13 protein-coding genes and 1 tRNA gene are annotated in these 18,244 nt (G+C 65.9%); 9 read left to right on the top strand and 5 right to left on the bottom strand.

The genetic code is table 11. The annotated features are described in order from the left end of the window. Positions 1-4: 4 nt before the first annotated feature. From RAH39_RS13170 to RAH39_RS13155, 4 genes are all read right to left on the bottom strand, one after another. On the bottom strand, positions 5-2,992 hold the full coding sequence (locus RAH39_RS13170; RefSeq protein WP_306590586.1) for a TonB-dependent receptor: 2,988 nt from the start codon (positions 2,990-2,992) through the stop codon (positions 5-7). 655 nt (positions 2,993-3,647) lie between these two features. Continuing rightward, positions 3,648-6,563, bottom strand: coding sequence for a TonB-dependent receptor (locus RAH39_RS13165; protein ID WP_306590585.1), 2,916 nt, complete (start codon positions 6,561-6,563; stop codon positions 3,648-3,650). A 256-nt stretch (positions 6,564-6,819) separates the two neighbouring features. Beyond that, positions 6,820-8,121: a thymidine phosphorylase gene (locus RAH39_RS13160; RefSeq protein WP_306590584.1), complete on the bottom strand. Its 1,302-nt coding sequence runs from the start codon at positions 8,119-8,121 to the stop codon at positions 6,820-6,822. Between the two features lie 28 nt (positions 8,122-8,149). Next, complete coding sequence (locus RAH39_RS13155) at positions 8,150-8,830, bottom strand: hypothetical protein (protein ID WP_306590583.1); 681 nt, start codon at positions 8,828-8,830, stop codon at positions 8,150-8,152. A gap of 105 nt (positions 8,831-8,935) precedes the next feature. Between RAH39_RS13155 and RAH39_RS13150 the strand changes: the two genes are divergently transcribed. Both RAH39_RS13150 and RAH39_RS13145 read left to right on the top strand, forming a co-directional pair. Continuing rightward, positions 8,936-9,011: transfer RNA gene (locus RAH39_RS13150), tRNA-Phe, on the top strand. A gap of 147 nt (positions 9,012-9,158) precedes the next feature. Then, on the top strand, positions 9,159-9,731 hold the full coding sequence (locus RAH39_RS13145) for a hypothetical protein (protein ID WP_306590582.1): 573 nt from the start codon (positions 9,159-9,161) through the stop codon (positions 9,729-9,731). Between the two features lie 53 nt (positions 9,732-9,784). On the opposite strand, the gene RAH39_RS13140 is transcribed toward RAH39_RS13145, so the two are convergent. Then, positions 9,785-10,399 carry a hypothetical protein gene (locus RAH39_RS13140; RefSeq protein WP_306590581.1) on the bottom strand — a complete coding sequence of 205 codons (615 nt, stop codon included), beginning with the start codon at positions 10,397-10,399 and terminating at the stop codon, positions 9,785-9,787. Positions 10,400-10,454: 55 nt separating this feature from the next. Between RAH39_RS13140 and RAH39_RS13135 the strand changes: the two genes are divergently transcribed. From RAH39_RS13135 to ligA, 7 genes are all read left to right on the top strand, one after another. Further along, positions 10,455-10,748 (top strand): glutaredoxin family protein, encoded by a 294-nt coding sequence (locus RAH39_RS13135; protein ID WP_306590580.1) that lies wholly within the window; start codon positions 10,455-10,457, stop codon positions 10,746-10,748. Between the two features lie 82 nt (positions 10,749-10,830). Next, entirely contained in the window at positions 10,831-11,874 is a 1,044-nt protein-coding gene (locus tag RAH39_RS13130; protein ID WP_306590579.1) for a rod shape-determining protein, read from the top strand. A 17-nt stretch (positions 11,875-11,891) separates the two neighbouring features. After that, on the top strand, positions 11,892-12,776 hold the full coding sequence (mreC, locus tag RAH39_RS13125; RefSeq protein ID WP_306590578.1) for a rod shape-determining protein MreC: 885 nt from the start codon (positions 11,892-11,894) through the stop codon (positions 12,774-12,776). Then, positions 12,773-13,261: a hypothetical protein gene (locus RAH39_RS13120; protein WP_306590577.1), complete on the top strand. Its 489-nt coding sequence runs from the start codon at positions 12,773-12,775 to the stop codon at positions 13,259-13,261. The genes mreC and RAH39_RS13120 overlap by 4 nt, the downstream gene beginning before the upstream one ends. Next, the gene (mrdA, locus tag RAH39_RS13115; protein ID WP_306590576.1) at positions 13,261-15,150 is read left to right on the top strand and encodes a penicillin-binding protein 2; all 1,890 of its coding nucleotides are present in this window, start codon (positions 13,261-13,263) and stop codon (positions 15,148-15,150) included. The genes RAH39_RS13120 and mrdA overlap by 1 nt, the downstream gene beginning before the upstream one ends. Next, positions 15,147-16,232 carry a rod shape-determining protein RodA gene (gene rodA, locus RAH39_RS13110; protein ID WP_306590575.1) on the top strand — a complete coding sequence of 362 codons (1,086 nt, stop codon included), beginning with the start codon at positions 15,147-15,149 and terminating at the stop codon, positions 16,230-16,232. The genes mrdA and rodA overlap by 4 nt, the downstream gene beginning before the upstream one ends. Continuing rightward, complete coding sequence (gene ligA / locus RAH39_RS13105) at positions 16,229-18,226, top strand: NAD-dependent DNA ligase LigA (RefSeq protein WP_306590574.1); 1,998 nt, start codon at positions 16,229-16,231, stop codon at positions 18,224-18,226. The genes rodA and ligA overlap by 4 nt, the downstream gene beginning before the upstream one ends. Positions 18,227-18,244 lie beyond the last annotated feature (18 nt).

Raw genomic sequence — 18,244 nt, 5'->3', positions numbered from 1 at the left:
CCGATTAGAACTGGAACTTCACGCCGAACCGGTAGCGACGGCCCACCTGCCAGTCGCTGGCCTGACCGTAGTTGACGGCCCGGGTGCCGCTCGCGTCGGTGGCCTGCTGGTAGACCGCGGTGGCATACCGCGTGTTGAAGACGTTGAACACGTCCACGCTGGGGATCAGCTTGTAGCGCTTGCCGAGCTTGTAGGCCCAGTCGAGATGGAAATCGACATTGTTGAGGGCGGGCGTGCGGCCGTATTGTCCCAACTGGCCGTTGGCGGGAACCGCATTGCCGTAGCCGCCGATGTCCAGAGAGCTGCCGCTTCCCGGGGCATGGCCTTCGCTCGTGGAACCGTCATCGAAGAGGCTGATGGGGGTGCCGCTCTGATAGGTCCAGTTGGCGCCCACGTTCAGATCCCCGCCGAGGAAATCGAAGCGGTGGCTGGCGAAGAGCTTGACCACGTGCGTGCGGTCATTGGGAAGCAGGCCATAGCCTACGTAGGGGTAGTAGTCGAAGGAAGCGGTGATGTTGCCGTCCGCCTGGCCATTGGAGCTGGACACCACGCCCTCGTAGTTGCCTTCGAGCCGGCTCCAGGTGTAGCTGAAACTGAAGACATCGCGATCCGTCTTCTTGTCGAGGGTGAAGTCGATGCTGGAGAACTTGTTGCCCGCCTTGGTGAAACCGGTGTCCTGGACGGTAAAGAGGCCGGTGGCAGGATTGTAGTACTGCAGCATGTTGATGCCGTAGTTATTGGTCGTCGTTCCCTGCCCCAACAGGTAGAGCGTCATGCTCTTGGCGTTGGGACGCCACTGCTGGAAGGCCCCGGGATTACCGATCACCGCGGCGCCTGCGCCCCCGGTGGGAGTTCCCGTGCCGGTGAAGGAGATGGACGGACCTTCATCGTAGGGATTTCCAGCACTGTCAGTGAAGACCATGTCCTCGATCGGGTTCTTCAATTCGCGGTACTTGGCATGGATACCGGCAGTCCATCCGCTCGCAAAGGTGTGATCCAGGCCCAGGATGTACTCGTTGCGCTGGGGAAGCTTCACGCCTTCGGCGATGGGATCGAAGCTGAAGGGCGTGGCGAAGTCCGTAATGCTGCTCGGGGTTGCACTGGTGATGGCATAGGCTCCCGTAGCCGCGTTATAGGTCGATCCACTGGTTCCATAGCGATACCGGAGGTAGATCTCATTTGCGTAGACGCGGATCGCGAGGCGCTGCGGGATGGATTCGAAGTAGCGAGCATAGCTGCCGGAAACCTTCGTCTTTCCATCCTGGTTCACGTCCCAGGTGAAGCCGAGGCGCGGCTGGAGCTGATCGTTGAAGTTGCTGAACTTCATGAAGCTCTTGTCGTTCAAGTCACGCTGATCCTGGATCTCGTAGCGGGCGCCATACATCAGCTTGAGGCCGTTGCCCACGTCCCATGTGTCCTGGGCGTAGAAGGCCGTGAAGATGGCTTTCACGGTGGCATTCGTGCTCAGAAACTGGCGATCCACGCCGTTAAAGGCGCCGGAGGTGGTGGCGCGGATGGTCACGCGCTCGCCCCCTGAGGTGGCGGCCAGTTCGGTGTATTTGGACTCCAGCTGGGACATGCCAAACTTCATGTTGTGTGAGCCCAGGAACCAGCTGAGATCTGCCCTGAGCTGGTCCGACGTGACCTTATCCAGCGCAGCAGTGGCCGAATATCCCGCTCCTCCGGAGCGGTATGCGAGTCCGGCCAAGTCGGGACGGCTGGCCGCCCCGGGTCCCGCGGTGTAATAGACATTGTCGGTTACCGCGATGTTCGTCATGTCGGACGGGGTGTTTTCATCTTTGAACTCTGTGGTGCCGAATTTGGCACTGAAGAACAAAGAGGGAGAAATCGTCCAGTCATAGTTGATGACGAAGTTTTGGACCGTGCTCTTGTCGTTATACCCGAGGTTGCCGTTGCCGGTCACGGGATAGCGGGTAGGGTAATCATCCTTCGTGTCATTGATGTTGGCCGAGAAGGTGATCTGGTGATCCTGGGTGATGTACCAGTTCAACTTGGCGAGCGCCTGCAGGGCGTTGATCTTCCGCTTGCTGTCCACCAGCCCGTTGTTGTTGGGGACACTGCCCGGAGCTTCCGTGATGTTGGCGTCCACACCGGCAAAGAAGAACAGCTTGTCCTTCAGGATTGGACCACCGATTTCAGCGCCGATGTCGTAGCGGCTGTTCACGGCCTGAGTGGTGGGCTGAGAGTACTTGCTCTTCTTGGCCACCGCCTGGATGCCGATGGCGTCCCAAGTCAGCCAAGTGGATCCCTTGATCTCGTTCGTGCCCGACTTGGTTACGGCATTGAATACGCCGCCCAATGCGCTGAATTCGGGCTTGAACCCGCCGGTCTGGACTTCGACTTGGTCGATAAAGTCCGTGACGAGCTGAGTTCCCTGGAAGCCGCGGCTGCTGTTGGTGGTAGACAAGCCGTCCACGATGTAAGCGTTTTCAGCACCGGAACCGCCGCCGATGGACGGATCGTTGCGGCCATTGAAGCCACCGGAAACCACGCCCGGCGCGAGGAAGGCGATGGAACTCATATCGCGTCCCTTGGGAATCGCCGACAGGGTATCCATGGTGGTGGTGAGGCCGGTCTGAGTGGTGGTGGTGTCCACGGTAGTGGCAGTCCCCAGTACCTCGACCACCGTTGCCGCCTCACCCGCCATCTTGAAGGTCAGAGGCTGGGTCTGGTTCACCAGCACCGTGACGGCCTGGCTAATCTTTTGAAATCCGTTTTTGGTGACTTCGACGGTCCACGCGCCGGGATTGAGCAGTCCCATCCGGAAGCTGCCGTCCGTTCCCGTGATGTAGGTCCGCGAGGTCTGGGAGGAACTGAGCCGCACGGTCGCTCCGGCGAGGGGTGCACCCCCCTTGTCGGAGACCACGCCGGACACCGCGCCTGTCGTGGCCGTCTGGGCGTGCGCGACCATGCCGCTCCCAGCGACTAGCGCTGCGGCCGTAAAGCCGAGCCGGGTGAAGACACGATTCATAGAAACTCCTTAAGAGAGTGGAGCGGTTGGGGGGACCGCCACGGGCAAAAGACATCTGACCCTTCCCTATGAATTGAGGCCGGACATATGGAATGTCCGGCCTCAATACCTGAGGTGGGCCAAAGATCAGGGGGATGCCGAAAGGATAGGGCAAGTTCCCCTGATCACACAAACTTTTTTTCCCAGACACTCACAAGTAACATCACTATGCGATGCGTATAGATGACTTAATGATCGTCTTTTTGCGGTTTTGCTTGACAGATTATAGTAACGAACGAGTGGATGAAGCCAATCTCCTAAATAAGGCCTTCCCTTGGGATTGCTATTTCAGGAGAAAAAGTGTTTGGGAGAATCGATTAGATCAGTAGGGGGGATTTTCCTCCTTCTCAAGCAGATTATTAAAGAATATTTGGCTTATGGGGGATCCCTGAATGGGATTAATAAAAATGAATGATATAAAAAATTCAGTTTTCGATGAAAATCTCACTTCCGTTTGAGTCAATCATTAGGTTTAACTTTGCTCTCTTTCATGGATAGAGGGTAATTAGTTCACCTTTTGGTGTGGCTGATGTCCTTATTTGATTTAGCGACTTTTCGTGAAATATAAAAACCGGGACCCTTGCGGGCCCCGGTTTATTGTTGGAATTTGCCAGAACTAGAAGCGGAAGCCAGCGGAAGCAGTGATGGTTCGGGCGGTACCGTAGTTGGTGGTACCCGTGGGCTTTCCGAAGGTGGAAGTAGGCACCCAGGGAGAGTTCACCCCGCCGTTGGGCTGGCCATAAGTGCCGGTGGCAGCTGCATACGTGGTGCTGAAGGAAACCTGTTGCTGGTGGTTCAGCACGTTGCTGATGTTCAGCTTACCGAAGGCGGTCACATCCCGGCTTCCCACCTTGAAGAGAGGGAAGTCATGGGTGATAGCCAGATCCAGGTAGGACGAGGCCATGAACACACCGTCGCCGCGAGTCTGATTCATGTACTGCGTGCCACTGGTCCCAAACTGGCTGGACATGGTCGAGCCACCCAGACGGGCTTCGTTAGCGGCCGTATTGGGATTATCAACGGCAGAGATTACACGGGTATTGTTGTAATGAGCGCCGGAATCGAAGCGATAGATCAGACCTACAGAGGTCTTGCCCAATTCGTTGTTAAAGGTGCGGCTGCCAGTGATGCGCGAACGGATGGGCACGTGGCCCGTGAGGTAGCCGTAGGGCGTGGTCCAGTTGTGGTCATACAAAGCCACGCCGCTCTGGACGTCGAAGTTGTGGAGGCCTTCTCCGCGGGCGGGGGTGCTGGTGCCTTCACCCTCGTAGTTGCCCTTCAGCTGGCTCCAGGTGATGTTGCCGAGGAGGCTCCACTGATTGACGTTGTACTGGGATTCCAGTTCCAGGCCCTTGTAGGTCCGCTTGGCTTCCGAGTTGTTGTCCCAAACCTTCACGTAGATGGGCGTCCCGGTGGGATCGCTGACCGTACCGTTGTTGCCGACACTGTAGTCGATGAGGTTCTTCCACTTCTTGTCGACCGCAGTCACCTTCAGGTAGCCGTCGCCCATGGCGCCCAAGTTGAAGGACACGGCGTAGCTGGCCTGGATCTCATCCGTGGTGGGGGCCTTCAGCTTGTCGGAAAGGCGGACATTCAGCTTGGGGTCGTTGTAATAAGCGATACCGCTGGGGGAAATGTTGTAGTTGCTCAGGTTCTGCAAGACGGCAAAGCTCTGGGCACCGGCAGGACCGGAGTAAAGGTAATCGATCTCAGTGGGGTTGCCCTGACTGGTGACCGAATTGGTGATACCTTCCAGCACCTTGGCGTTGTAGCGGGCGAAGCTCACGCCGAAGATATGCTTGCTGTCGCCGAAGAGGTCGTACTTCACGCCGAGGCGGGGGCTGATGCCATTGGCGCCGGCCGTCTTGCTGCCACTCTCGCTCTTGGCTTCGTACTTGTCGAAGCGCACGCCGAACTGGAAGTTCCAGTGCTGGTCCAGGCTCCATTTGTCGTTGACGTAGACGCCATAGGAATCGTTCTTGGCGGACCCTTCCCCGTTCTGGTAGGTCCAGATAGCGCCTCCAACGGCGGTGCGAGCGTTGAGGTTCAGGTCGCTCGCTTCGATGATGTAGCCGGTGGGGGTCTGAGCGTTCTTGGCCTGGCGCTTGCCCTCGTAGTAGTCGATGCCGAAGTCGGTCTGGTGGCTGCCGGCGCCATTCCAGAACAGGCTGGCCTTGAGGTTCAGGGTCTGGTTGTCGCGCTCGTCGCCACCGTCGTTGCTGCTGAAGATGCCGTTGTTGTAGTAATAGCCCGTGTCATCGTTGTAAAAAGGGCTCTGGCCATTGGCGGCACCACCGGCGGAGAGGTTCTGGTGCTTCTTGCCGTAGCGGAGTTCCGTGGTGAGATTGCTGGCCCAAGCGGACCGCAGGGCGATGTTGAGGAAGTCGGACGTGCTGATCTGGGGCACCAGAGACAGCAGTTCGCCGGACGAATAATTACGATTCGTCTGGTTGTTGGCATTCCGCATGTAGGATGCGACCAGGGTGTGGTCCTGATTGATGGACCAGGTCAGCTTCGCCTGGCGGCGGATCTCGGCGTTGGCCTGGGAATAACCCGCATTGGCGCCGTCGGGGGAATTCGGCGTGGCACCGGAAAGAGCGGTGACGGGGACGATGGCGGCCGCAGCGATATTGTTGGCCACCGTGTTCTTGGTCGTGAAATAGGACGCCGCGAACCAGAGCTTATCCTTGAGAATGGGACCGCTGAAGAAAAGGGTCTTTGTCTCGTTCATGATGTTGTTGACGGCGGCCCGCGCCTGCATGGGGGCCATGGCGTTCCAGGCGGCATCGCTCAGTTCCCAGCGGAGGGAGCCGGAGAACTCGTTGCTGCCGGAGCGGGTAATGGAGTTGATGACGCCGCCATCGACATCGCCGTACTCGGCGGACATGGCACCGGTGACGACCTGGGTCTCTTCGATGGAGTCATCGATGAGGGTAACGCCCCGGTTGTTGTAGGCGTTGTCCGCGATGTTCTGGCCGTCCAGCAGGTAGAGGTTGCCGGAGGTCTGGGCGCCGCGAATCTGGACGCGACCGCCGACACCCGAGGTCACGCCCGGGGTAAGGAGGGCCACGCCTTCCTGGGTACGAGCGTTCGGCAGCATGTCGACGCTGTCAGCGCGGTAGTTGGTGGCGGTCTTGATGTCGGTCTTGTCGACGGCGGGAGCGGCCGCGATCACTTCAACCACAGCGCCGCCCACCTTGGAGAGGGTGACCTTGGGGCTGAAGGTCTGGTCGATGCCGAGCTGCTCGGTGATCTTGCGGGTCTCAAGGCCATCCTTGGTGTACTGGATGGTGTAGAAGCCGGGAGGCAGCAGGCGGGCGATGAACTTGCCGGTGGCATCCGTGACGTAGGTGCGGACGCCCTGGAGGGAAGGAGAGGTCAAGCGGACGGTGACGCCCGCGAGGGGGGCGCCGGCCGAATCGACGACCGTGCCGGTGACGTTGGCAGTCTGGGTGCCCTGCGAGTACAGAGCCGCCCCGCCCAGGGCGATGAGAGCCGTGAGACGGCCCAGGCGATTGTTCAAGAGATGCATAGCATCCTCCAGAAAATCGGGAACCCGGATGGGGGGGACCCGAGGTAAGAACAGCGAAACCTCAGGCACAACAGCAGATGGATTGGCCTAAGGGAAGGGGGGAATCCAGTTTGGGCGTGAGGCTGGGAAAGATCGGAAGAGGGACAGACGCGTAACAGTACCAGAACGAGGAAGAAAATTCTTCATTCCGACGAAATTTCGGGAACCATCCTTCAGAATGCCGCATCTCGCGCGTCTTGCATCTGCAACATCCTGATTAGGCGATGGTTGCCAACAACCAAGAAGAAGGGCTGATCGTCCCTTCATTCCACTGGATGGTCGCCTGGTAGGCGGCGTGGTCAGGCTGGGCGCCCGCCTTGGTGAAGAGGGTGAAAAGAAGATCGTCTTCCTTCACCTCCTGCCCCACGGCCGCATGCACGCGGATCCCCACGCCGAGGTCCAGCACGTCGTTGCGGTCCTTCCGGCCGGCGCCCAGTTCCATGGCGAGGAGGCCGAGGGCGCGGCCGTCGATGGCCTGAATGTAGCCGGCGCGGTCGGCGCGGACTTCGATCGCCTGGCCCGGCTGCGGGAGGCGGCTGAAATCGTCGAGGGCTTTGGCGTCACCGCCGTTGAGGGCCACGAAGCGGCGGAGCGTCTCCAGGGCGGAGCCGTCGCGGAGGGTGGTCTGGACCTTGGTTTCGGCCTCTTCGAGCGTGGTCGCGGCGCCGCCCAGGAGCAGCATCTCCGCGGCCAGGCGGAAGCTCATCTGGGCGAGCTCGGAGTCGGCGTGCTCGCCGCGGAGGATCTCCACGGACTCCATGACCTCCAGGGCGTTCCCGATGGCCCAGCCGAGGGGCGCGTCCATGCGCGTGATCAGGGCGCGGATCCGCATTCCGTGCGCCTTCCCGACGGCCACCATGCTTTCGGCCAGCGTGCGGGCCTCCTCCAGGGTCTTCATGAAGGCGCCGGGGCCGCACTTCACGTCCAGGACCAGGGCGTCCGCGCCGCCGGCCAGCTTCTTCGACATGATGCTGGCGGTGATCAGGGGGATGCTCTCGACCGTGGCCGTCACGTCGCGCAGGGCGTAGAGCTTCTTGTCGGCGGGGGCGATGTCGCCGGTGGGCGCGGAGTTGGCGAAGCGCGTCTCCCGCAGGCTGCGCAGGAACTCCGCGTCGGTGAGTTCCACCTTCAGGCCCGGGATGGAGGCGAACTTGTCGATGGTCCCGCCCGTGTGGCCCAGGCCCCGGCCGCTGAACATGGGGCAGGGGACGCCGCAGGCGGCGACGATGGGCCCGAGAATCAGGGTGGTCTTGTCGCCCACGCCGCCGGTGCTGTGCTTGTCCACCTTGATTCCGGGGACGGAGGACAGGTCCATCCGCGTTCCGGAATCGCGCATGGCGAGGGTGAGGGCCAGGGTCTCCTCGGTGGTCATCCCGCGCCAGCAGATGGCCATGAGGAGGGCCGCGCTCTGCTCATCGGCGATGGTGCCGTCGGCGGCTCCCTTCACCCAGAAGGCGATCTGTCCGGGCGTCAGTGCGCCGCCGAGCTTCTTCGTATAGATGAGGTCGTACATCCGCATGGGATGTCCCCCTTTCAGACGGCGCGGCTCAGATGCTCTGGACCAGGCGCTCCATGGAATCAGCGTCGCCGCGGCCCTTGAAGCGGGCCTTGTACTCCGCGAGGTCCTTCAGGGCCTGGGCGCGGTCGCCGGCGAGGCGGTTGGCCTCCATCTGGCAGGACCAGAACGCCTCGGCCCAGGCTTCGCCGGGCTGGGCGGAGGCGCGAAGGGAATCGAGCTGCGCGCGGGCCGCGGCGGCCTGGCCCAGAGCCACGGCGCGCTGAGCCAGCCGGATGCGGCTCCAGGGATCGGTGGCCGTGGCAGGTGCCGCGGCCTTGCCCTCCAGCGCCAGGCGCCAGCTGGCCAGCAGGCCCTCGGTGGCGGCCTTGCCGGAGGAGGGCGCCGAGGCGGCGAGCGCCTCCAGGCGGCTCACGCGCTCGCGCATCCGCTTCTCCACTTCGGCGGCGGGCACGGGCGTGATCCCGTCGCCTTCCACCTCCATCTGGAGGGCGGCCACCGCGGCCTCGTGCTTCTCCGCGGCCTGGGTGCGGTAGGCGCTCCATCCGCCGTAGAGCAGTCCCAGCGCAACGAGGGAACCCGCCCCGATGAGGACCGGCTTCAGCAGGTTCCCGGTCTCCTCTTCCCCTCTCCCCAGCTTGGTCTGGAAGTGCGCCAGGCTCTGGGCGGGCTTCTGGACTTGGATCTCACGGTTTTTGGGGGCACGGGCCATGGCGAACCTCTGCTTCCGAACGGAACTCGAACCATAGAGGATGCACCAATCCTCTCGCTCTCCGCACTTGAAAATGCGGCTGTGCCTGCTATTCTGAGTCTTCCCGCCTGGGTAGCTCAGTTGGTAGAGCAATGGACTGAAAATCCATGTGTCGGCGGTTCGATTCCGTCTCCAGGCACCAAAACAAAGGCCCCCTTTCGGGGCCTTTGTTTTGGTGAGACGGGATCGGAATCACAGCCCTCTCCAGGCACGGACAGGGCGGAACTCCTGAGGAGCTTCAGCCAGGCGCTCATTCCGCCTTTGTTAAGGTGGAGCTTCGGAGGCCCCCATGGTGTTGCTGCTCGTTCCTCCCGCCCAGGTCGTTCAGGCGCCTGCGGGGCCGCCCGCGCTGGCGGAGGCTCAGGGCTCGTTCGAAGCGGTGGCCCGGGCGCTGGTGGAAGGGCGCCGTGGCGCCATGCGCGGATTGATCGCGCAGGGAAAGGCCGCGTGGGAGCGCGCGAAGCCGGGCCTAGGCAAGACCCTGTCCGCGGCGGAGGTGACGGCGTTCGACCGGCAGGTGAAGGCGATGGGGACCATGAAGCCCCGCGAGCAGGCCGTGGGAGCGCTGGGGCTGGCGAACACCCTGGCGGGCCGGCAGGCGAAATCGGCGGATCAAGATGTGCGCCAGGCGGAACGGATGGCGATGATGGCGTGGTGCGCCGTGGACGATGGCCAGTGGAACCTGATCCCCGGCGTGGATGCCCCCTTCAAGCCGGTGGTGGCCCTGTATCCGGCGGCGGGGCCGGGGCTCGAAGCCTCCCTGGCGCGATTCCGGGAAGCGCAGCAGAAGCGCCAGCCCGCGGCCGCGAAAAAGGCCCTGAAGGAGGTCCTGGATCAATCGGCCCGGTTGGGGAAGGGCTGACCCAAACGCAACGAGGGCCCCGATTCGGGGCCCTCGTTGCGATGGAGGCGAGGCTATTCCGCCGCGGGCCGGTAGTCGTCCGCCAGGGTCACGGGCACCTTCGCCTTGACCTCCTTCTGGATTTCCTGGCTGAGGGTCTGGGCCCGCTGCTGCTTCCACAGTTCGGGGAGCTGGCCCTTGACGGTCTCGAAGGGGGGCACGCCCTGGCTGCGGCCCTGGGCCTGGAGCATGGCCACGCGCTCCTTGTAGAAGGCGAGGAGCTGCTCCTCCGTGGGCTCGGCCTTGGCCAGCCGCCGCTGCATGAGGGCCTGGAAGTAGACGTTGGCCAGCTGCTGCTCCATCTGGCGCTTCACCACGGGATCCTGGTCCAGGCCGGTCTGGTGGGCGTAGGAGGTGATGGCCTTGGACATGGCGATCCGGCCGGCGAGCTGGGCGCGCTCCTCGCGGGCGGCGGGATCCGTCAGGAAGGTCTGGGCTTCCTTGGCGTCGGGCGAGAGGCTCTTCACCACGTCCTGGAACTCGGCCTCGGTCAGCTTGTCTCCGCCGATGTTGGCGATCACGCGGCTGGCGTCGGGCTTCCCCTTGCTGCATCCCACGAGGCCGCCCGCGGCGACCAAGGCGAAAGCCGCTCCCGCAGTCAGGCCGGCGCGAAAGAGCATTTTGGACATGGATTCCCTCCGAAGCGCATCAAAGGCTCCAGAATGACAGGTCCGGGAGGAACCCATGAGCCGAATCGAAGCGCTGGCCGGATTGGATCTCGCGGTCTACGGAGCCACGTGGTGCCCCGATTGCCGGCGGCTGGAGGCCTGGCTGGCCGAGCACGGCGTCGCCCATCGCAAGGTGGACATCGAAGCCGATCCCGGCGCCGCGGAAAAGCTGGAAGCCGAGACGGGCAAGCGGGCCATTCCGTTCATATTGGTGGGGGGGAAGCAGTGGGTCCGCGGCTACCACAAGGAGCTTCCGCAGCGCCTGGATGGGGACCTGCTGGTGGAGGAGCTGCTGGCGGCGGGAGCCTAGAGCCGCTTCGGATTCTCCCGGCCCTTGCGGTGGCTGGCGGGGGCGGTTCATGGCACTCTAGGAGGTTCTCCGGGAGCCGCCTGTGGCCAGTCTTTTTTCCAGCCAGTTCTGGTCCAACCTCTTCAATTCGGACCTCGCCATCGACCTGGGCACCGCTTCCACGCTGGTGCACACGAAACAGGCCGGCCGGATCGTCATCTATGAGCCCTCCATCGTCGCGGTGAACACGGTCACGCACGAAGTGGAGGCCGTGGGCGACGAGGCCAAGCAGCTGCTCGGCCGGGCGCCGCAGGGGGTGCGGACCATCCGCCCCATGAAGGACGGGATGATCTTCGAGGTGGACGCGGCGGAGAAGATGCTCGCGCAGTTCATCGCCAAGGCGCGGCCCAACCGCGGGATCGCCCGCACGCGCATCGTGGTGAGCGTCCCCCCCCGGGCCCACCAGGTGGCCCGCCGGGCAGTGAAGCAGGTCTGCTACGACGCCAAGGCCGGCGAGGTCTTCATCGTGGACCAGACCATGGTGGCGGCCATCGGCGCCGGCCTCGCCATCAACGAGAAGCGCGGGTGCATGATCGTCGACATCGGCGGCGGCACCACGGACGTGGCCGTCATCAGCTACAACGGGAAGGTCTTTTCCGATTCCATCCTCATCGCCGGCGACGAGATGGACGAGGCGGTGATCAAGTACATCCGCGAGAAGTACAACGTGCTGATCTCCGAGGCCTCCGCGGAGGAGGTGAAGTGGAACCTGGGTTCCGCCTCGCCGTCCGAGTTGACCCGCACCATGGAAGTGAGTGGCCGGGACCAGTTCGAGGGCCTGCCCAAGACCCTCACCCTGAACGACGCCGAGATCCGCGAGGCGCTGGCCGAGCCCATCAACGCGATCATCGACCTGGTCCGCAAGGCCCTCAACGAGACCCCGCCCCAGCTGGCGGCCGACCTCATCGACCGCGGCATCTGCCTCACCGGCGGCGGCTCGCTGATCCAGGGGCTGGACGAGCGCCTGCGGAAGGAGACCCACCTCCCGGTCTTCCGGGCGGAGGATCCCCAGACGGCCGTGGTCCGCGGCACCGCCCTGCTGCTGGAGAACATCCCCCTCCTGCGCCGCATCCAGATCCTCGACTAGCCCCCGCCGGGAGGGCCATGAGCTTCCGCACGTCCAAATGGGGATGGAATCCCACGGGGTGGCAGCGCCACGCCGTGCTCCTTCTCTGGCTGGGCCACGGCGCGTGGGTGGTGGCCGGGCTGCGGTCGGGCCGCGCCTGGACCGTGGCGGACGCCGTCTCCCGCCCCTCCCAGGGCCTCGCCGTCCGGTGGACCACCTGGCGGGCGGCTCGCCGGGAGGTCGCGCGCAGCTTCGCGGAGACCCGCGCCGAGAATGCCCGCCTGTCGGCGGACCTGGCCCAGGCGCGGACCCTCGCGGCCCAGGAGGGTCCGCGCCTGGCGGAAGCCGATGAAGCCGTGCGCCTCCTGGGTCTCAAGCGGCAGATCCCCCTGGACCTCAAGGCCGCCCGGGTGGTGTTCAGCACGCGCCCCGCAGCCTTCGGCGGGCTGATTCTGGACGGGGGCCGCGACTTGGAACTGGTGCAGGACCAGGGCGTCTTGGCGCCCGAAGGCATCGTGGGCCGGCTGTGGTCCGTGGGCGCCGCGCAGTCCAAGGTCCTGCCCGCGGACGCGCCCAACGCCTCCGTGGGCGTCATGCTCATGCGGAGCCGCGCGACGGGAGTCCTGCAGGGGCTGGGTTCGGGACGGGCGCTGATCCGCTACGTGAGCAACCAGGAAGTGGTGCAGGTGGGCGAGGCCGTCCTCACCTCGGGCCTGGACCGGGTCTTCCCTCGCGGTCTGCTGGTGGGCTACGTGGCCGAGGTGGCGCCGGGCGACCTCGAACTCCGCGTGATCGTGAACCTGTCGGCGCCCCTGGACCGCCTGTCGGCAGTACTGATCCTGCCGTCGCAGCCTCCGCTGGAAGTCCAGCCCCCCTTCGTGGCGCCCGACCAGAAGCCGCCGCGGAAGAAGGGGGCGCCATGAGGTCCGCCGCCCCCTCCGCGTTCCGCCAGGCGCTGTTGTGCGCCGCCGTCCTCGGCCTTCTGGTGCTGGCCGCGCCGTTCCCCCGGCTCCAGCCGGTCCTCCACGTCCTGCTGGTCCTCGCCCTGGCGCCGCGCCCGGGCTCGCCTCTATTCACGGTCCTGTGGGCCGCCGCCGGGGGGTGGGTCCTCGAAGCCAGCCTCCGCCTCACGCCCCGCCTGGGGGGGACGGCCTGGGCCGACCTGACCGTGGCGCTCTTCGCCGCGTGGATGGCGGGGCGGTGGCCCCTGGAAACGCTGAAGGGCTGGCTGGCGCGCCTGGCTTCGCTGCTCGTTTTGCATACCCTCCTCGTCCACGGGGCGGTGCGGCTCGCGTCCGGCGCCCATCCCTGGGGCTGGGATTGGCTGTGGACCGGGCTCACGCTTCCCCTGTGGGGATGGGCCGCCTGGCGCCTGACGCACCTGCAGCCCGCGCCGCGGGGGCGCTGATGGACGCCCGGCGGCGCCCCGCCCTGGACCGCCGATTGGGCGTGTTCAAGGCCCTGGCGTGGAGCCTGGTGGCGCTCCTCGTCTCCATCTACGCGTGGCTCCAGCTGGTGCGGCACGGGGAATTCAGGCAGCTGGCGCTCCAGCAGGCTGTCAAGGTGCGCCCCATCGCCGCGCCGCGCGGATTGGTGCTGGACCGCAACGGCCACCGGCTCGTGGACAACCGGCGCGCCCTCCACCTGGTGATCCAGCGGGAGGACCTGCCCGGCCGTCCCGAGGTGGTGGAGGCCCTCGCCCAGGCCCTGGAGCTGGACGCGGCGGCCCTGGCGCGAAAGATCCAGATCTACCGCACGGCGGGCAAGGGCCGGCCGCTGGTGCTGAAGGAGAACCTGGACGATGCCGGCATCGCCCTGGCCGAGCGCGTGCGGGCCCGCTTCCCTTTCCTCAGCGTGGATGTGGCGCCCCGCCGCGTGTACCTCGGCGACGAGCTGGCCGGGCACGTCCTCGGGTACGTGGGGGAGGTGGACGAGGAGCTGATGAAGGCCAAGCCCGGCCTCTTCCGCCTGGGTGAGACCATCGGCAAGGAGGGCTTCGAGGCCAGCGGGAACGACCGGCTCAAGGGCGTGGACGGCCAGCGGCGGATCCTCGTGGACCAGCTCGGCACCGAAGTCGCGAACTTCGGGCAGGAGGACGCCTCCGCGGGACGCAGCCTGTTCCTCACCCTGGACGCGGGCCTCCAGAAGGTCGTCCAGGACGCCTACGGGGAAGAGGCCGGCGCGGCGGTGGTCCTGGACCTGCGGGATGGCGGCGTCCTGGCCATGTACTCCAGCCCCTCCTACGATCCGAACCTGTTCCTCAATCGCCTCAGCCAGGACATGGTGGACCGCTACCTGAACAACCCCACGCGCCCCATGATCAACCGGGCCATCCAGGGGATCTACGCGCCGGGCTCCACCTTCAAGCTGCTGGTGGCGCTGGCGGCCATGGAGAAGGGGATCGCCACGCCCCAGACGGTGATCTACTGCGCGGGGAAGAAGAACTACTACGGCCGGGACTTCCGCTGCGACAAGCCCACGGGCCACGGCGGCCTGAACATGGTGCAGGCCATCGCCCAGAGCTGCGACGTCTACTTCTACGAGCTGGCGTCGCGGATGGACGTGGACGACATCTACGCCACGGCCGAGAAGTACGGGCTCACGGAGCGCACGGGCATCGACCTTCCGCGGGAGAAGCGGACCCGCATCCCCAGCCGGGCCTGGAAGCGCAAGGCGGTCCCCAAGGATCCCAAGTGGTATGCGGGCGAGACCATCAGCGTGGGCATCGGGCAGGGGGCCGTCGGCGTCACGCCCATCGGCCTGGCGCGGTTCTACGCCCTCCTCGCCACCCGGGGGAAGTTGATCACGCCGCACCTGTTCTACGGCTTCCGCGGGGACCGCGCCGACGGCCTGGAGCCGGTTCCTCCGCCGCCCTTCAAGGACACGCCGCTGGACGCCCGCTATTGGGAGACCCTGAACGAGGGACTGGCCGAGGTGGTGCAGAGCGGAACCGCCGCCGCCAATCCCTTCATCCGCGAGATCGCCCGGGAGATCCCGTTCGCGGGCAAGACCGGCACGGCCCAGGTGGCGACCTTCGTGGACAAGAGCCACTACGCCCGCCAGGCCAAGCACCTGAAGGATCACGCCCTGTTCGCGGGCTACGCGCCCCGGGACAATCCCCAGATCGCCTTCGCCGTGGTGGTGGAGAACGCGGGCTTCGGGTCCACGGCCGCGGCTCCCATCGCGGCCAAGGTCGTGAAGTACTGGTTCTCGGACCGCCTGTCGAACCCCCTGCCGCCGCCCCGCGGCCGGCTGGTGGATCCCTTCGCGCCCGCGGCCCAGGAGCCGGCGGAATGAGGGAGCGTCTCCGCGCCCTGGATCCCCGCCTGCTGTGGGTGATCCTCGCCCTCATGCTGCTGGGGACGCTCACCCTCTTTTCCGCGGGGCGGAACACGCCCCAGGCCGGGATCTGGCTCAAACAGAGCGTCTGGAACGTTCTCGGCCTGCTGCTGATGCTGCTGCTCGCCAACACGGACCCGCGCCGCATCTTCCGCTACAGCTTCCCCGCCTACCTGCTGGGCCTCGTGGCCCTGGCGGCGGTGCTGGTGGTGGGCAAGAAGATCGGCGGCGCCACCCGCTGGTTCGTCATCGCGGGCCAGACCTTCCAGCCCTCGGAGCTGATGAAGTGGGTGACGCTGCTCTACGTGGCCCAGCGCCTGGGCTCGCGGCCGCCGGATACCGTCGGGCGGCTGGAGCTGTTCGGCGCCGTGGGGCTGGTGGCCTTTCCCATGCTCCTGGTCCAGCGCCAGCCGGATCTGGGCATGGCCCTCAGCTTCCTCCCGATCCTGGTGATCATCCCCCTGATGAAGGGCCTCCGGGCTCGGTGGGTGATGGCGCTGCTGCTGCTGATCACGGTGGGCGGGTTCGGGGCCTGGAAGTTCGCCCTGAAGCCCTACCAGAAGCAGCGGGTGATGATCTTCCTGGACCCGTCGTCGGACCTCCAGGGGAAGGGCTACCAGGTGAACCAGAGCCGGATCGCCATCGGATCCGGCGGCCTCATCGGGAAGGGCTTCACCAGCGGTTCCCAGACCCAGCTCAACTTCCTGCCGGTGAAGACCACGGATTTCGCCTTCAGCGTGTGGGCGGAGGAGCGCGGCTTCGTGGGCGTCCTCATCGCCCTGGGGCTGTTCGGGCTGCTGCTGGTGCGGATCCTGGAGGCCGCCCGCGGCGCCCACACCCACGCCGAGGCCTATTTCTGCGCCGGGGCCGCGGGCGTGTTCGCCCTGCACCTGATGGTGAACGTGGGGATGGTGGCCGGGGCGCTGCCGAACAAGGGAATGGTGCTGCCCTTCTTCAGCGCGGGCGGGAGCAGCACGCTGAGCTTCTTCCTGGCCCTCGGCCTCATCATGGGCATCCTGCATCGAGCGAGGGTGAAGTGACGGATCTGCGGGGGCGCCTGAAGGAACTGGCGGACGCGGTGCGGGAGCATCGGCGGCGCTACTACGTGCTGGACGCGCCGGTCATCTCGGATGCCGAGTACGACGCCCTGGAGCGGGAGCTGAAGGCCCTGGAGGAGGCGCATCCGGAGTGGGCCGATCCCAACAGCCCCACCCGCCGGGTGGGCGCCCCGCCCGTGGATGCCTTCGAGAAACGGCGCCACGCGGTGCCCATGCTCAGCCTCGACAACGCCTACTCCGAGGCCGAACTGCGCGAGTGGGAGGCCCGCTGGCGCCGGATCGCGCCCGAGGTGGCGCCCCGCTATGCCGCGGAGCTGAAGGTGGACGGCCTGTCCCTGTCCCTGCGCTACGAGCACGGCGAGCTGGTGGAGGCCCTCACCCGGGGCGACGGCGAGACGGGCGAAGTGGTGACGGAAAACGCCCGCACCATCGCCGACATCCCGCTGCGGCTGCCTTCGGGGGCTCCCGAGAACCTCACGGTGCGGGGCGAGGTGTTCCTCTCCCGGCGGCGGTGGGAGGCGCTGAACCGCCAGCGGGACGAGCGAGGCGAGGTGCGGTTCGCCAATCCCCGGAACGCGGCCAGCGGCACCATGAAGCTCCTGGACAGCCGGGAGGTGGCGGCCCGGGGCCTGTCCTTCCTGCCCTGGCAGGCGCTGGCCCCCCAGGAGGAAGAGGGGCATGCGGAGGCCATGGGGCGGCTCGCGGGCTGGGGCTTCGCGCGGATGCCGGCCCACGCGGAGGGCGATCTGGAGGCGATGCTCGCGTTCATCGGCGTCCAGGCGGAAGCCCGCCTCAAGCTGCCCTTCGACACCGACGGCGTGGTGCTGAAAGTCCCCGACGTGGCCGTGCAGCGGCGGTTGGGGGCGACGGACCGCGTCCCGCGCTGGGCGGTCGCCTTCAAGTATCCGGCCGTCCAGGCGACCACCACGGTCCGGGGCGTGATCTGGCAGGTGGGCCGCACGGGAAAGCTCACGCCCGTCGCTGAACTGGATGCGGTGGAAGTGGCGGGTTCCACCGTGCGCCGCGCGACCCTCCACAATGCCGACGAGATGGCGCGCCTGGGCCTGAAGGTGGGCCATCGCGTGTTCATCGAGAAGGGCGGCGAAGTCATTCCCAAGGTGGTCGCCCTCGTTCCCGGCGAAGAGCTCCGGGACCTGCCGCTTCCGCCGATTCCCACGGCCTGCCCGGTGTGCGGCGGGGACGTGGGCAAGACGGATGAAGCCGAAGTGGCCATCCGCTGCCTGAACCCCGAATGCCCCGCCAAGCTGGTGGCCCGGTTCCTCCACTTCGGCGGTCGTTCCGCCCTCGATGTCGAAGGCATGGGCGACGCCCTGGTGGAGCAGCTGGTGGCCTCGGCCCGCTTCGACCAGCCGTGGGAGGTCTTCACGCTCCTCCAGAACCGCGAGGGCTTCGCCTTCCTGGCGGGCCTGGAGCGCATGGCGGAGAAATCCGCTCAGAACGTCCTGGACGCGCTGGACGCGGCCCGCACCAAGCCCCTCGCGCGGTGGATCCACGCCCTGGGCATCCCCATGGTGGGCGCCCGCACCGCGGAACTGCTGGCCGAGGCCCAGCCCTCCCTGGAGGCGCTATGGGCCGCGGAGGAGCTCCGGCTCCAGGCCGTGGAGGAAGTGGGACCGAAGGTGGCGGCGGCCGTCCGGGCGTTCGCGGCCCTCCATCCCGAACTTCCCGCGCGGCTCGCGGCCCTGGACATCCGGCCCACGCCGCCGGAGCCCCGGGATCGCGGCGGGCTGCCCCTGTCGGGCGAAGTGGCGGTGGTGACGGGCACGCTTCCCAGCCTGTCGCGGGAGGACGCGGAAGCTCGGCTGAAGCGCCTCGGCGCCAAGGTCACCGGCAGCGTCTCGGCCAAGACGACCCTGCTCGTGGCCGGGGAGAAGGCCGGGTCGAAACTGGCCAAGGCGGAGGCCCTGGGCCTTCCCGTGCGGGACGAAGCGTGGCTGCGCGCCCTCGGGGACTGAGCCCAGAAACCCCTGGAC

The organism is Geothrix sp. 21YS21S-4 (genome assembly GCF_030845995.1).
Lineage (GTDB): Bacteria > Acidobacteriota > Holophagae > Holophagales > Holophagaceae > Geothrix.
This window is presented reverse-complemented; position numbering and strand designations above follow the sequence as displayed.

Excerpts from the sequence above, each read along its gene's own strand:
- RAH39_RS13170 (WP_306590586.1), bottom strand. The coding sequence starts at position 2,992 with ATGAATCGTGTCTTCACCCGGCTCGGCTTTACGGCCGCAGCGCTAGTC.
- RAH39_RS13165 (WP_306590585.1), bottom strand. The coding sequence starts at position 6,563 with ATGCATCTCTTGAACAATCGCCTGGGCCGTCTCACGGCTCTCATCGCC.
- RAH39_RS13160 (WP_306590584.1), bottom strand. The coding sequence starts at position 8,121 with ATGCGGATGTACGACCTCATCTATACGAAGAAGCTCGGCGGCGCACTG.
- RAH39_RS13155 (WP_306590583.1), bottom strand. The coding sequence starts at position 8,830 with ATGGCCCGTGCCCCCAAAAACCGTGAGATCCAAGTCCAGAAGCCCGCC.
- RAH39_RS13145 (WP_306590582.1), top strand. The coding sequence starts at position 9,159 with ATGGTGTTGCTGCTCGTTCCTCCCGCCCAGGTCGTTCAGGCGCCTGCG.
- RAH39_RS13140 (WP_306590581.1), bottom strand. The coding sequence starts at position 10,399 with ATGTCCAAAATGCTCTTTCGCGCCGGCCTGACTGCGGGAGCGGCTTTC.
- RAH39_RS13135 (WP_306590580.1), top strand. The coding sequence starts at position 10,455 with ATGAGCCGAATCGAAGCGCTGGCCGGATTGGATCTCGCGGTCTACGGA.
- mreC (WP_306590578.1), top strand. The coding sequence starts at position 11,892 with ATGAGCTTCCGCACGTCCAAATGGGGATGGAATCCCACGGGGTGGCAG.
- RAH39_RS13120 (WP_306590577.1), top strand. The coding sequence starts at position 12,773 with ATGAGGTCCGCCGCCCCCTCCGCGTTCCGCCAGGCGCTGTTGTGCGCC.
- mrdA (WP_306590576.1), top strand. The coding sequence starts at position 13,261 with ATGGACGCCCGGCGGCGCCCCGCCCTGGACCGCCGATTGGGCGTGTTC.
- rodA (WP_306590575.1), top strand. The coding sequence starts at position 15,147 with ATGAGGGAGCGTCTCCGCGCCCTGGATCCCCGCCTGCTGTGGGTGATC.